Annotated in this window: 16 protein-coding genes and 2 pseudogenes; 11 read left to right on the forward strand and 7 right to left on the reverse strand. The window is 67.8% G+C overall.

What is annotated here, in order from left to right; genetic code table 11:
• Positions 1-128: 128 nt before the first annotated feature.
• Positions 129-569, forward strand: coding sequence for a hypothetical protein (locus M4J07_RS01140; RefSeq protein WP_255965991.1), 441 nt, complete (start codon positions 129-131; stop codon positions 567-569).
• 71 nt (positions 570-640) lie between these two features.
• Here M4J07_RS01140 and M4J07_RS01145 read toward each other — a convergent pair.
• Positions 641-1,571 (reverse strand): IS5 family transposase gene (locus M4J07_RS01145; RefSeq protein ID WP_374214972.1). Its coding sequence is split into 2 segments (ribosomal slippage): positions 641-1,199 and positions 1,198-1,571, totalling 933 coding nucleotides; the frame shifts between segments, so codons are not numbered across the junction.
• A 112-nt stretch (positions 1,572-1,683) separates the two neighbouring features.
• Complete coding sequence (locus M4J07_RS01150; RefSeq protein ID WP_255965994.1) at positions 1,684-2,265, reverse strand: TetR/AcrR family transcriptional regulator; 582 nt, start codon at positions 2,263-2,265, stop codon at positions 1,684-1,686.
• A gap of 240 nt (positions 2,266-2,505) precedes the next feature.
• Here M4J07_RS01150 and M4J07_RS48160 point away from each other — a divergent pair, with 240 nt between their 5' ends.
• Positions 2,506-3,177 (forward strand): hypothetical protein, encoded by a 672-nt coding sequence (locus tag M4J07_RS48160; protein WP_255966132.1) that lies wholly within the window; start codon positions 2,506-2,508, stop codon positions 3,175-3,177.
• A 142-nt stretch (positions 3,178-3,319) separates the two neighbouring features.
• Entirely contained in the window at positions 3,320-3,607 is a 288-nt protein-coding gene (locus tag M4J07_RS48660; RefSeq protein WP_445276293.1) for a hypothetical protein, read from the forward strand.
• Here M4J07_RS48660 and M4J07_RS48165 read toward each other — a convergent pair.
• Positions 3,533-4,189: pseudogene (locus tag M4J07_RS48165) on the reverse strand (helix-turn-helix transcriptional regulator); the annotation flags it as partial. The gene M4J07_RS48660 and the pseudogene M4J07_RS48165 overlap by 75 nt on opposite strands.
• On the opposite strand from M4J07_RS48165, the gene M4J07_RS01165 reads away from it, so the two are divergent.
• Positions 4,180-4,548, forward strand: a complete 369-nt coding sequence (locus M4J07_RS01165) for a VOC family protein (protein WP_255966128.1) — start codon at positions 4,180-4,182, stop codon at positions 4,546-4,548. The pseudogene M4J07_RS48165 and the gene M4J07_RS01165 overlap by 10 nt on opposite strands.
• A gap of 203 nt (positions 4,549-4,751) precedes the next feature.
• Here M4J07_RS01165 and M4J07_RS01170 read toward each other — a convergent pair whose 3' ends face one another.
• Positions 4,752-5,480 (reverse strand): SDR family oxidoreductase, encoded by a 729-nt coding sequence (locus M4J07_RS01170; protein WP_255965996.1) that lies wholly within the window; start codon positions 5,478-5,480, stop codon positions 4,752-4,754.
• Between the two features lie 75 nt (positions 5,481-5,555).
• Between M4J07_RS01170 and M4J07_RS01175 the strand changes: the two genes are divergently transcribed.
• The 3 genes from M4J07_RS01175 to M4J07_RS01185 all read left to right on the forward strand — a co-directional run bounded on the left by M4J07_RS01175 (position 5,556) and on the right by M4J07_RS01185 (position 7,104).
• Complete coding sequence (locus M4J07_RS01175) at positions 5,556-5,933, forward strand: MerR family transcriptional regulator (RefSeq protein WP_255965999.1); 378 nt, start codon at positions 5,556-5,558, stop codon at positions 5,931-5,933.
• A gap of 377 nt (positions 5,934-6,310) precedes the next feature.
• Positions 6,311-6,787 (forward strand): hypothetical protein, encoded by a 477-nt coding sequence (locus M4J07_RS01180; RefSeq protein ID WP_255966001.1) that lies wholly within the window; start codon positions 6,311-6,313, stop codon positions 6,785-6,787.
• On the forward strand, positions 6,784-7,104 hold the full coding sequence (locus M4J07_RS01185; RefSeq protein WP_255966004.1) for a transcriptional regulator: 321 nt from the start codon (positions 6,784-6,786) through the stop codon (positions 7,102-7,104). Before M4J07_RS01180 ends, M4J07_RS01185 begins: the two co-directional genes overlap by 4 nt.
• Positions 7,105-7,425: 321 nt before the next feature.
• Here M4J07_RS01185 and M4J07_RS48665 read toward each other — a convergent pair.
• Positions 7,426-7,613, reverse strand: a pseudogene (locus M4J07_RS48665) (IS256 family transposase); the annotation flags it as partial.
• A gap of 59 nt (positions 7,614-7,672) precedes the next feature.
• Between M4J07_RS48665 and M4J07_RS01190 the strand changes: the two are divergent.
• The gene (locus M4J07_RS01190; protein WP_255966007.1) at positions 7,673-8,206 is read left to right on the forward strand and encodes a hypothetical protein; all 534 of its coding nucleotides are present in this window, start codon (positions 7,673-7,675) and stop codon (positions 8,204-8,206) included.
• 361 nt (positions 8,207-8,567) lie between these two features.
• On the opposite strand, the gene M4J07_RS48405 is transcribed toward M4J07_RS01190, so the two are convergent.
• Entirely contained in the window at positions 8,568-8,750 is a 183-nt protein-coding gene (locus tag M4J07_RS48405; RefSeq protein ID WP_374214973.1) for a transposase, read from the reverse strand.
• A gap of 47 nt (positions 8,751-8,797) precedes the next feature.
• Positions 8,798-9,556 carry an SMI1/KNR4 family protein gene (locus tag M4J07_RS01195; RefSeq protein WP_255966010.1) on the reverse strand — a complete coding sequence of 253 codons (759 nt, stop codon included), beginning with the start codon at positions 9,554-9,556 and terminating at the stop codon, positions 8,798-8,800.
• A 404-nt stretch (positions 9,557-9,960) separates the two neighbouring features.
• On the opposite strand from M4J07_RS01195, the gene M4J07_RS01200 reads away from it, so the two are divergent.
• The 3 genes from M4J07_RS01200 (at position 9,961) to M4J07_RS01210 (ending at position 12,830) form a co-directional block, all read left to right on the forward strand.
• Positions 9,961-10,884, forward strand: coding sequence for a hypothetical protein (locus M4J07_RS01200; RefSeq protein WP_255966012.1), 924 nt, complete (start codon positions 9,961-9,963; stop codon positions 10,882-10,884).
• 163 nt (positions 10,885-11,047) lie between these two features.
• Complete coding sequence (locus M4J07_RS01205) at positions 11,048-11,464, forward strand: hypothetical protein (protein ID WP_255966014.1); 417 nt, start codon at positions 11,048-11,050, stop codon at positions 11,462-11,464.
• Positions 11,465-11,939: 475 nt separating this feature from the next.
• Positions 11,940-12,830 (forward strand): LysR substrate-binding domain-containing protein, encoded by an 891-nt coding sequence (locus M4J07_RS01210; protein WP_255966016.1) that lies wholly within the window; start codon positions 11,940-11,942, stop codon positions 12,828-12,830.
• Positions 12,831-12,857: the final 27 nt, after the last annotated feature.

Genomic DNA, 12,857 nt, shown 5'->3' on the forward strand with positions numbered 1-12,857 from the left:
CCAGACAAGGAAGGACGGCCGGACAGGGCGGGACGAGTACCGAGAGGTACTAGGACCTGTCCGGACGATCATCTGGTATGGCAGCTCGGTATACTTTGACCGGAATCGTGGGAGGGGTAGGCGAATCCGTGGACAGTGACCTGCGGCGTGCGGTCGTCGTGACGCTTGGCGAACTTGGGCGAAGCGATGACTGGCGTGACCGGGCGGATGCCGGTCACAGCCTGGCAGGGTTCGCCGAGATGCAGGAGGCCGTGGAGCCGCTCCTGGAGCTTGTGCTCGATCCTGGTGACACCTTCGTCACCAGGCGGACCGCGGAGGGCTTGCTTCGGCGAAAGGACAGGGCCGGACTGGCGATAGTCGCGTCCGCACTGGCAGTCGCCAACGACAATCATGCCGATTGGATCCACACCGCGGTTGTCGATGTCTTCAGCATCTTCTCGGAGGACCTGGACGAGGCGCTACGGCTCTGTGAGGAGATGTCGGGCGACGCCGACGCTCGTGTTGCTCGGGGGGCCCGCCGGCTGCATGAGGGCCTGGCAGTGATCGATCCCGTTCTTCGCCCCGCATAGCAGGGGGCGATCGCTTTTGTGAGGGTGTAGTTCCTCATCGGCAGGGGCAGCGCGGCGCAGGTTGTCGGCGATCATGTTCGGAGCCAGATCGTGAGAGCGGCCACGGTGACGGTGCCGAGGAAGATATAGCCGCGCTTGTCGTAGCGAGTGGCGACGGCCCGGGACTGCTTGAGGCGGTTGATCGCCCGCTCGACGGTGTTGCGCTTCTTGTAGCGGTCCTCGTCGAAGCAGGGCGGCCGTCCACCGCGTGCGCCTTTGCGTAGGCGGGCCGCCTGGCTATCGGTCTTCTCTGGGATGGTGTGGCTGATTCCCCGCCGTCGCAGGTACTCGCGGATGGGTCCGTTGCTGTAGGCCCTGTCGGCCGCGAGGCTGTCGGGCTTCTTGCGTGGTCGTCCCAGGCCTGGTCTGGGCACGCGGATCACCTCCAGGACCGGCTTGAACTGGGTGCAATCTGCTCGCTGACCGGGGGTGACGATCAGGGACAACGGGCGGCAGCAGCCGTCCGCGCTCAGGTGGAGCTTGCTGGTGAACCCGCCCCGCGAGCGGCCCAGGCCCTCACCTCCAGCTCCACCTCCACCAGGCGGGCGACCAGACTCTGCCACGGCGCCTCGTCCTGGTGTTCCACGCCTGCGACCCCCTTTGTCCCGGGACCGGTGGCGGATCGGTGCGGGCGCCGGCCGCGTGCTGATGCGCGCGGACGATGGTGGAGTCGACCGAGATGTCCCAGTCGATCTCACCTGCGGCGTCGGCTGCGGCCTGGACCTGCTGGAGGAGACGTTCCCAGGTGCCGTCCGCCGACCACAGGCGGTGGCGTTCGTAGACGGTCTTCCACGGTCCGAACCGTTCGGGCAGATCACGCCACTGAACCCCGGTCCGCACCCGGTGCAGAATCCCGTCGATCACCTGCCGGTGATCCCGCCACCTGCCACAACGCCCGTTAGAGACCGGCAGGAACGGCCGCAGCCGTTCCCACTCGGCATCACTCAGATCACCCCGCCCCATGCCAACAGGAACGACTCCGGCACGGAGCAGTCACATGATCGGCCGGACAAGTCCTAGTCCCGCCCTGTCCGGCCGTGCGAGCCGGGCCGATCCGGCTCCTGGGCCCAGTCGGCTACGTGGCGGACTCCTGCGCAAGAGGTTCGAGCATCGCCGCCAGCAACTCGGCGACCTCGTCGTCATCGGCAGCGGCGAGCGCACTCGTGCCGACGACGGTCCGCATCAGCCAGGTCCCTGCGACCAGAGCCAGGCCGAGCTGCGCTCGCACCTCCGCCCCGGGCCCTGCGAGCAGTCCCGCCAGCCGGGCGCCCACATGCGCCTCCACGCCCTTGCGCAGGGCGTCCGTTGCCTCCGGGTCCGATGCCGAGCGCAGCATCAGCAAGAACGGGTCCAGGTCGTCGGAATCCGTCCCGGTGCGCTCCGCCAGGGTGTGCGCCATCGTCCGCGACAGCCCCCGGCGCTCGTCCCCGACCACCGTCGGCGGCTTGAAGGCCCGGTCCACCGCCTCCGCGAACAACCGCTCCTTCGAACCGAAGTAGCGGTTGATCATCATCGCCGTCACCCCGGCCCGCTCAGCGATCTGCCGGACTCCAGCCCTGGCGTAACCGTGCTCGGTGAACTCCACCACCGCCGCGGCGAGAATGGCCTCCCGCGTCGCGGCACCATCACGCTTACGACCGGCCTGAACAGCACTCATGCGCAGGAGCATATCGGGGCTCCCCACCATGGCGCGGGCCCGGCCACCCGACCCGTACGAGTCCTGGACGGCGCTCCATGGGACGGCCCGCCGCACCACGGGGGTGAGCGTGACGGGCCGAGGACCGCACTCTCTGCCCAACTCTGGTGAGCAGGCAGCATGATGGCCACCATGCGAGGTGGATTGGGCGGGCGGTTGCGGCGGCTGTGGCCATGGCGCGCGGGCAGCGAGTCAACGAGCGTGAGGAACAAGGCCGGCGTTGCCGCTCCCGGCGAGCCGTGGGACGCCCACCCCTTCAGCATCGGTTTACCCACCTCCACTGACGAGGTGCAGGCCAAAGTGGCAGGTGCCGAAAGCCCTCAAGTCGGCGGAGAAGGTGGCCGGGACGAGGAGACGCATCAACTGGCAATGCCGTCGTACCGTCCGGCCGTCATGGTCTTTCTGACGAAGGGACAGGGGCACGTGCAGCTGCGCTTCGTAGGGTTGAGGGGGCGCTCTTCGCGTCTCTACCGGCTGTCGGGCGACGGGACCCCCATCACCGCGCGGATTCCGCTGCCGCTGGGGACCAAGACGATCAGGTTCCGAGTGACCACTGCCGGTGGTCGAAACGCATGGACGGCATCTGTGTCACCTCTGCGGACAGTCCCGCGCTTCCAGGAGGAGATCAGCGGGACCGGCTCAGACCTCGTCCACTACCGAGGCGGACCGGGCCCAGGCGTGCTGCACTATGCAGGCCCGAACCGGATCCAATTGGAAGCGTTGGACGGCAGCCTCGTCCACAGGGGCTCGGTGGTAGAGGGGCGGGCCGGGGAGCATGCCTTCCAGTGGCCGGGCCGCGGCTATTACCAGGTGCGCTCCTCCGGTGCGTGGAATCTGTCCATTGCGTTCCCGAAGGCGGACCACTGCGATTGATCGCCGCGCGCGCGGGGAGCACAGGGCGTGGCCGTGGTTGGGGCTCGCCGGCTTGTCGCCTTGCTTGCCGCGTCCTTCGAACGACCGACACGACCAAGGGCTTCAGCGGGCTCCACGGCGTCGTCGACACCCGGACGAGTCGTTGGCCAAAGATGCGTTGCGCTCGCTGGATCTGGGTCTGGTCGATGGTGGCGCTGACCTCTATCGCGTGGTGGTGTTCCCACTGTTCAATGAGCGCTGCGGCGACGGTGGCCAGGGTCTGGCTCTCGCGGATCCGTCGTGGCTGGTCGACTTCTTCCCACGTCGTGATCCGTTCGAGCCGGTACATCCGTGGCGCTCGGGCACAGTCGGCGACGAGGTACCAGATGCCGGCTTTGGCGAACAGCCCGTAGGGATCCACGACCAGGTCGCGTGGGCATGGCTCGCGTGAGCTGTCGTACTCGATCCATAGCCGGCGACCTCGCCGCACTGGGCCGATCAGCGAAGCCGGCGTCGTGCCGGAAGCTCGCGCCTGACGCCAGGGACGACTGTCCACGTGCACCACGTCGGTGAGCGGCAGGAGCTCATGAAGTCGACGGGGCCGTGTAGCGGCGATCTTGGAGAGCGCGCGCCGGCTCTCGACCGATGCGTTGAGCTCCGCACGTTGCTTCTCATCCAGCCCGGTGAGCGACAGATGATCACGCTCGCCCGGCGTGAGCCGCGTGAGATCGAGTCCGGACCCGGGCAGCATGGCCACGCCTCCGAGGCGGCCCCGATGTGCGGTCACCGGCAGACCGGCGTCGCGGAGCCAGTTCAGGTCCCGGGTGATGGTTCGAAGGGACACCCCGAGCGCTGAAGCAAGTTCCTGTGTGGTCACGGCATTTCTCGATGCGAGGAGCAGCATCAGGGCGAAGAAGCGATCTGGGGTCACACCCCAAGTCTTCCAAGAATTGCGACACGATGCGGCGCATATCCCGGTCAGGCTGATGGATGCGTACCACCGACCTGCGAGAAGGAACAACCGTGACCGCATCCGTCCTGTCCATCGTCTACGTGAACGACGCTCCCGCCGCAGCTCGCTTCTACGGCGATCTCCTCGGCTTGAGCCCCTCGTTCGAGACTCCGGGATACATCACCTTCGACCTCGGGCCTGGCGCTGACCTCGCTGTGTGGTCGGGCCGGTTCGAGGATCTGTCACCGGACATCCCGCGCACCAGCGAGGTGTGCCTGGCCGTCCACGGGGGCGGGCCCGACGAGATCGATGCGATCTTCAAGCAGTGGCAGTCCAGGGGCGTCACGATCCTGCAGGAACCACATGATGCGGGGTTCGGGCTGACCTTCCTCGCAGCCGATCCTGACGGGAACCGCATCCGCGTGGCACCGCGGGACTGAAAGGCCGCAATGCGGCAGGCGCGCACGATGGGTGTCGCGCCTGCCGTCGTCCGACTTCGAGAGGACGACGAGTGCCCCACGCGAATGCGCCCTCGGAGCGCTACCGGCCGATCATGGCCGAAGAAGTCCTCTACGTCCGCGAGTTCACCAGCGAGGACGCCCAGTCAGCCGCGATCGCAGTGTGGAACGTCCACTCCAACCCATCAGGTCGTTGTCAGTGCTGCCAGGGCGCGGTCCATCGCGTCGTTGAATTCTTCCGGGGCCAGCGTGAGACGGGATTTGACGTCCCGGCTCCACTGGTCGGCGAGGACCTCGGCGGAGCCCGCCTCGACGCCGTCGAGTGCCGCGTCGGCCAGGTCGGACGGCGCGATCTTGTCCACGGGCCAGCCCGCGGCCATGTCGGTATCGGCCAGGCCGAGGTGCACCGCTGTCACGAGGGTGCCCTGCTCGGCGAGCTCCAGGCGGACGCCGTTGGTCATGGCCCAGGCGGCGGCCTTGGTCAGGTGGTAGGCATTGGCGCCCTTGCCTCCGAACCATGACATGGCGGAGAGGACGTTGACGACGGCGCCCCCGCCGTTGCCGGCGAGCGCCGGCGCGAATTCCCGGATCATCCCCAGGTGGCCGAACACGTTGGTCTCCAGCTCGTGGCGTATCGCGTCCAGTGAACCGGTCACGAGGTCGGTTCCTGTCTGGATTCCGGCGTTGTTGATGAGCAGTGAGATGTCCGGGGCGGCCTCGACGGCGGCCCGCACGGATGCGGGGTCGGTGATGTCAAGGGGCAGTACGTCGACGCCGGGCAGATCCACGGTCTGCGGTCGGCGGGCTGTCGCGTAGACCTTGCGGGCGCCCCGTTCGAGCAGCCGCTGGGCGAAGGCGCGGCCCAGGCCGCGGTTGGCTCCGGTGACAAGGGCAACCGAGTTGTTGATGTCCATGCCCGGTACGCTAGAACCTGACGTTGACGTCAGAGGCAAGAGCTGATGGTCAGGTGTGAGGTGGGAGGAAGCATCATGAGCGCCACAGAGGCCGCGGTCGAGCGGCTGATCCGCATCGGCGAGGTCGCACGAGGCGCCGGAGTCTCGGTGCGCGCCGTGCGCTACTACGAACAGCAGGGCCTCCTCATGCCGGAGCGCAGCCCGTCCGGCCAGCGCCTCTACCGACAGGACGCCATCGCCCGGGTCCGTTTCTTCCAGCAGATGTTCGCCGCCGGCCTGACCAGCCGAAGGATCACCGAACTCCTTCCGTGTTGGGACTCCGGGCACACCGACGCCGAGCAACGAGCCATGCTGCGCGCCGAGCGCGACCGCATTCAGGCCAAGGCCGACGAACTGCAGGCCGCCCTGGACCGCCTCGACGAGGTCATCGCGATCACGGACACGCACCCGTAGCCACAGTGAGAGAGACGACACCGGGATCTGCGACTGGAGTTACAGCCCTCCGCACGTTCCTGTTCGGTTCTCCTGGCGGTTGTTGACGCGCGGTCAGCATGGGACGGAGACCGCTCGCCCCGTCCTCACCGTGGCTCCGAGCGACCCCGTCGCGCCCGGGAGGCCGTCCCCTGCAGGGGTCCCACGAAGCGTGGTCAGCCGACCGCGCACGTTGTCGGGCGTGCGTGTCATCAGGGAAAGCAGCTGCCGCCTGTCCCTCCGATCGGCAGCGGAGAGGTAGAACCCAAGCGTTCGAGCTCGCCCCTTCCGATACGGAGACTTGCCACTTTCCGTACTGGAAACTAGCCGCTACTCTTTCCGCTATGGAAACTAACGGGGTGCGACCGACGCCGGAGCAGGCGCGTTCCGCGCTGGTCGACACCGAGCGCATCCAGGCATCCGCGCAAGCGCTCGCGGCCACACCGTGGCCGAACTGGTTCTTCATTACGCTCACGCTCTACGTTGCCGCGCTCCCGATCGCCTACGGGGGAGCCATGGCCGGCACGGACTGGCTTCTGCCGGGCCCTGCCTGGATGGGCATCATGCTCGCGATCACGGCGGTGTACGGGTCCCTCTTCGCCGTCGCGGCCAAGACTTGGCGCAACAAGACCGGGGTCGCCCTGCGGTTCGACGTGCTGCCGAAGCGGGCGACCGTGCCGCTCGCCGTCGGCCTGCCCGTGCTGCTGCTGGGGGCACCGTTCGCGTTCCGCGTCACCGGACGTCCGCTGTGGCTCATCGCGGCCTCCCTGACCGGGGCCGCCGTGTCCGTCGGCTTCCACCTCGCCTTCGTCCGCCTGCACCGGAAGACCTCGTGAGCGCCGAACCCCGAGACCCTCTGGAGGGATTCGACACCACCATCCACGCACCGAACCGGCTGCGCATCTGCGCCCTCCTGGACACCGCGGGCGAGGCGGAGTTCGGCTTGGTCCAGAAGCAACTCGACCTCTCCGCCTCCGCGTTGAGCAAGCATGTCACCGCGCTGATGGACGCCGGCTACGCCGGGCAGCGCAAAGCCGTCCGCGACACCCGGCAGCGTGTGTGGCTTCACCTGACGCGGCGAGGCCAGGATGCTTACCGAGGGCACGTTGCGGCGCTGCGGGCGATCGTGGGGCCGTCGGATCCGGCGCTTTGACCACGATCGGAGCCTGACGAGGCGCGTGGCAGCGGTGACCGGGCCGAGGCCGACGTGTCCGCGCTTGTCGTAGCGGGTAACCGCGGGCTGCCGCGCAGCGAGGGAATCCAAGCGCGACCGACCGTGATGTCGGTGGCGGCTGGCTTCCGACTTGCATCGGCGGCGCCGCCGGCCACGTGGTTCTGGGGCGCTCGTGCGAGTGCTCGCCAGGGTCGGGTGGGCGCCCGAGGTCGGATTGCCCTCTACCAGTGCATGGGGTGCGGACACCCGTCACCTGATCCTTGCTCAGGACGTTCCGTGCAGCCTTGGGGTGCCGAGGGGTGGAGTGAACTCCTCCCAGGCGTTCTCCCGAAGCTTCACGATCGCCGGACGCTTCCGTTCCCAGGCCTCGGCGAACTCGGCGATCCGGTCCAGGGCCGGGCCGTCTCCACCGCCTCGGACAGGTCATGGAGTCCGTCGCAGACCAGCCCGAGCGCATCGCCGACGCCGTGGTTCGTGACCTCGATGATGCGATCTCGTGTGGAAACTCGTGTTTCCAAATAGGCGAGTCGGAAACTATAGTTGTCGCATGACGGTATCTGGGATCACTCCGGAAGAGCAGGCAGAACTCGACAAAGCGCTGTACGACGCCTTGAACCCGTTGGCCTCGGCGATTCGCTCCCGACAGACCGGGCTGCCCGCGGAGCGGATGTGGGAAGCGAGTCCCATCGAAGTGGGACTGTCTGTCCTGGCCGCTTGGAAGGTGATGGCTGCCGAGGTCGAGCGGTTGATCGCCCATGCGGCAGCAACTGCTGGCTCCTACGGCGCCAGTTACGAACAGATGGGGGCTGTCTGGGGCATCACCCGGCAGGGTGCCCGCAAGAAGTGGCCCGACGCCGTCAGCCGTCCAGCGCCGGCGGGCAGGCGGACGCTCGCCCTCTTTGGGGGTACTGCCGCACTGGTGCAGGCCCCTTCGGGCGACTGGAGTTGGACAGGCGTGGGCGCTGACGGGGCGTCCTCCCTGGGCAGCGATGAGACGTACTACGCGACCGCCGAAGAAGCCGCGGCCCATGCAGGCGCCTACCTCAAGGAACACGCCCTCGACGCCGTCGACCATTCCTAGGAGCCCGTAACACGCGTCGCCAGCAGACCAGGCGGCAGGCCGCCGAGACGACAGCGTCGTCGTGGAGTTCGGTCATGAGACGTTCCCAGCAGACGGCGAGGCGTCTGAACGGGTGGAGCGGGGCAATCGTCTGCTCGACGACGCAGCGGAGCTTGCCCGTGCCCTGGATGTTCGGGGTGCCCTTGCGGGAGACGACCTGCAGAATCCGGCGCTTGCGGAGTTCCTCTTCTCGCGCGGATGCGGGACCCGCCCGCACAGGCCCTCGACCTGCACCACATCCTGCTGGCCGATCCCGTTCAGTTCGGCAAGCAGGATGTGGTGCAGGTCGAGACGCCTCCCGCTGTCGCCGTTCCAGGCGTCGTCAGCAGGTTTTCCCGGAGCCAAGGCCCAGCTCCAGCGGCAGGAGTTGCGAGGCCACGTGGTCGTGGAGGACATAGAGGATGCCCTGCAGGCAGAGCCTGTCTGCCAGCGGCCGTGGCCCCGGCCGCTGGGCGGGCCAGAGCGGCTGCAGCGGTTCGAACAGTGCCCACGAGGCGTCGTCCACGATCCACGGCCCGAGTCGCCAGACCCGTCACGCTCGACCAGGACCCTTCAAAAGGGCAGTGGCTCGGAGCTCGTAGAGTCGGTGTATCCCAAAGACCACCGTCCGGGAATGGTCGCGCAGATCGCATCCAAGTCGGCACGAGTGCGGCCCCGAACATGGAGCCAGCTGTGGACGTCCAAACCGTCTTGACCCAGCAACTTGCCCGGGGCGGAGAACCAACGCACGGGAGAGTCCTCCGGCCCCGTCCACATCGGGTAGTCCGGCAGAGGGACCTTCTGAAAATGCTCGGGCACCTTCCTGAGCAGGTCAGCGGACAGCTCGCACGCGTTGTACAGGCGTCCCCCGTCGCCGCACAGTGCCTCGCTCAGCACGAGTTCGACGGACGCCAGAGACAATCGGTCCATGAACGGCACCCAGCCGTGCCGCGCGTGAACGAGCACCGGCGGATCTTCCCGATCGAGATCGGCAAGACGCACGCCCCAGAAGGCACAGCCCTGGTTCTCGCTGCGGAACACGAGGACACCGCCGCACTCGTCATGCACGAACATCTCGTGAGGCGGCAGCAGGGGATCCTGGTTGCCGACCAAGTCGGGCCGGGTGCCCACAAGTGCATAGAGCTCATGCAGTGCAGCCGGCAGCGAACAGCCCAACGGCGCCTCGGCCCGCGTCAACTCCGCCGTGAGAGAGCCGACGCCGACCAACGGCTTGCCCCAAGCGGCAGCAAAGCTGCGGATGAACGCCCAGGCCCGGCCCCGGCTGCAGACGCCTCCGTCCAGAGCCTGGGCCACGTCGAAGCTGCCACTCATGCCACGAACATATCGGAAGCGCTTGCTGATTGAGAAGAATCATCAACTGCTCGACCGGCCGGTGTCCCAGGCGAGCGCGGCCCCGCGTGCCGCACCCGCCACTGATGCCACGCCCTGGCCCATCATCTGGGGACGTCGCCCCACCGAGCGCTGAGTGATTCTCGGCGTCCCCAGGCCATGGAATGTCGTGCTGCGCAGCTGGTTCCACCAGTTCGCGACCCCAAGTCGACCAGCGAAGCAAGGTTCCTGCAAGGTTCCCGCCCACCTTCACGCGACACCGTGGGGGCCACGGGCCAGCGGTGAGGACGCCGCGCGCACCGCAGGAAGAAGACAGGCACCGACCAGGAGCCCGGGGCAGCCTCGGGCAGTAACGGGGGCAGACCGTGCGCCACCGAACCATCGCTGTGACCTCGACACTCGTGATCGGCACAGCGGTCACTGCCCTCTCGGCCGTGACCGGCTGCGCAGGAAACACCCGTACAACGGCGCAGCACGCCGCAGCCAGACCGGCCGGCGACCTGCCGCGTGACCTCACCCGGGCCGAGCAAGGCCGACTGGAACAGGCCGAAGAGCTACTGATACAGCGCTGCATGCAACACAAGGGCTTCCGCTACCAGGTGCCCGCACGGATCGACGCGGACACGGACCACGCCTTCACCTACCGCCTGGTCCAGGACGACGTCGCCTGGGCAAGGGAACACGGCTACGGCGAACAACTTCGGCGTGCCTTCTTCAAGGCCAAGGAGCGCGAGGAGATCGCCGCACGCCGTCAGCACATGACATCGGCCGAACACGAGCGCTTCACCTCTGCCCTTCAAGGGGGGCCGGACACACCCACGCTCTCCGCACGACTGCCGGCAGGGGGCACCGTCCGAACTCTCAACGGGGGCTGCACACGGGCCGCCCGGGACGATCTGTACGGCGATGCGAAAGCGTGGTTTCACGCCGACAAGATCGCCACCAACCTCACCGCGGTGTACCTGCCGAAGGTCATGAGCGACCCTCGCTTCACAGCTGCCCTCAAGATGTGGTCCCGCTGCATGCAGGACATGACGGGACACCGCTACCCCGACCCCGATACGGCACGTGCCGACACGAGACAGCGGACCGCGAAGCTCGGCGCTGTGCAGGCGCACACCCTGGAAGTCGAGGTGGCCGTAGCGGAGGCGACCTGCGCCCGCACCACGTCACTGCCCGCCACCTTGTCCAGGCTTGACCGTGAATACGGCGCCCCCGTGCGCGAGCAGTACGCCGAGGAGATAGCCGCCTGCAACCGGATGAAGCTAGCGGCCCTGCAACGAGCGGACCTGCTCGAAGACCGCGACTGACCTGTGGGCTACGCCCCGCCGTCGAGGTGGCAGGCGCAGTCACGTCAAACCCGTCCCCGACCAGCAACCGAGACCCCGAGGAGATACGGTGCACAAGTTCCGCGTCGCACTCACCGCGACAGCAGTCACAGCAGTCACAGCAACGGCAGCGACGCTGCTGGCCATGCCCGCCCAAGCCGCTCCCGCCGGCGCCAACTGCGACCGCCTGTACCAGCAGTACGCCGCCAACGGAGGCGACGGCTACATCCGCGCATACGACGGAGTCGACTGCACCCAGCAGATCGGCGCTGCCCAGGGCGACGACGACAACTGGAACGACGCCTCCGGGCCGTTCCGCAGCCCCTCCAACGACAAGGCCACTTCACTGCTCAATACCGGTACGTACTCCGGCGGTGTCAACAACGTGCAGTTCTGGGAGAACGCCGGCCCCACGGGGCACACCGGCTGCCTGCGCCGAGGAGAGCTCTACGCCGACGACCTGCGGGACAACGTCCTCGCGTTCGGCGCCAGCAAGATCAACGCGAACAACAAGATCAGCTCCCACCGCTGGTCCTCCGGCTGCACCAACCCCCTGACCTGACACCGCGTACGCTGCCCGGCATGGACTGACCGGGCAGCGTACGACGTGGAGTCGGGGACCACGTTCCCCCGCGGGTGCCAGTGACCCGCAAAGTCACCTCGATCCTCGGAGCTGTCAGGTAGGAGTGGAACAGTTGGCCTTGCAGGAAGCCGAGTTGGGCTCACGGCCGGCGTTGAGCGGCCGGTAGAGGCTCCTGCGAAGCCGTACCGGCCCAGGGACGTAGGCGGCGCCCTTGATATCGCCGGCGTTGGACCTTCAGACGGGAAGTTGCTTCCTCACGCGCCCCGTTGTGGTCGGCCGCATGCTTGCGGGGCACATCGGTAAGCCAAGTAAGGTTCGTTCCCTCGTGGTTGTACCCGGCGCGGTGTCCTCCGCGGCGGGCGTGCTTGAGTACGTGGTGAGACAGACGTGTGATCCATTGCCCGTTCTGCCTGCTCAGACAAGTGTGGAGGGATCGGCGGCGGAGGGTACGAGAGTGGAGCTGCGGGACATCGAGATCTTTCTGACGTTGGCTGAAGAACTTCACTTCGGGCGGACTGCGCAGCGACTTCATGTGTCTCAGGCGCGCGTGAGTCAGTCCCTTGCCAAGCAGGAGCGGCAGATCGGCGCGCGCTTGTTCACCCGCAGCAGCCGCCACGTCGAACTGACGCCCATCGGAGCTCAGCTACGCGAAAGCTTCAGCGTCGGCTACCAGCAGATCTGTGACGGGATCAGGGACGCGTCCGCCGCCGCCCGAGCTGCCCGGAGCACGCTCACGCTCGGGCTCCACGGGCCCCAGGCCCACGATCAGGCGGACCTACTCGACCTGTTCCGCAAGCGGCACCCTGACGTCGAACTGCGCATCAGGGAGATGAACTTCACCGACCCGTTCGGCCCGCTGCGCGAGGGCTCGGTCGAAGTCGCGTCGGCGTGGCTGCCCGTCCGGGAACCCGACCTCACCGTCGGCCCCCTGATCGACACGGAACCCCTGCTGCTCATGGTGGCCACCGACCACCCCCTGGCCCTGCGGGACACCGTAGGGATGGAGGATCTCGCGGACTGGGTCCTGCCGTACTCAGGGCCGCCCACCCCCGAGTACTGGCTGCAGACGCTTGTGCCCACCCACACGCCGAGCGGGCGCCCCATCCGGCGCGGACCGAAAGTCACCACCTTCCAGGAGGTGGCCGCGGCCGTGGCCGCCGGCCACGCCGTGAGCCTCGTCCATGGGGACGCCGCTCGCTACTACCGCTGGCCCGGCCTGCGCTTCCTGAGCCCTCACGACGCCCCCACGGGACAGTGGGCCCTGATCTGGCCGACCGGCGCCGAGACGGACCTCATCCGCGCTCTGGCGCGCGCGGCACGGGACACCGGCCCGCGCACGGGCTGAGCCGGAACGGTTCAGGCGGCGGAAGCG

Origin of the sequence: Streptomyces longispororuber (assembly GCF_024448165.1) — a bacterium.
Taxonomy (GTDB): Bacteria; Actinomycetota; Actinomycetes; order Streptomycetales; family Streptomycetaceae; genus Streptomyces; species Streptomyces longispororuber_A.

What these genes read in the sequence shown, in the direction of transcription:
- M4J07_RS01195 (WP_255966010.1), bottom strand. Translation starts at nt 9,556, where the DNA reads ATGAGTGGCAGCTTCGACGTGGCCCAGGCTCTGGACGGAGGCGTCTGC.
- M4J07_RS01190 (WP_255966007.1), top strand. Translation starts at nt 7,673, where the DNA reads ATGACGGTATCTGGGATCACTCCGGAAGAGCAGGCAGAACTCGACAAA.
- M4J07_RS01170 (WP_255965996.1), bottom strand. Translation starts at nt 5,480, where the DNA reads ATGGACATCAACAACTCGGTTGCCCTTGTCACCGGAGCCAACCGCGGC.
- M4J07_RS01175 (WP_255965999.1), top strand. Translation starts at nt 5,556, where the DNA reads ATGAGCGCCACAGAGGCCGCGGTCGAGCGGCTGATCCGCATCGGCGAG.
- M4J07_RS01205 (WP_255966014.1), top strand. Translation starts at nt 11,048, where the DNA reads ATGCCCGCCCAAGCCGCTCCCGCCGGCGCCAACTGCGACCGCCTGTAC.
- M4J07_RS01150 (WP_255965994.1), bottom strand. Translation starts at nt 2,265, where the DNA reads ATGAGTGCTGTTCAGGCCGGTCGTAAGCGTGATGGTGCCGCGACGCGG.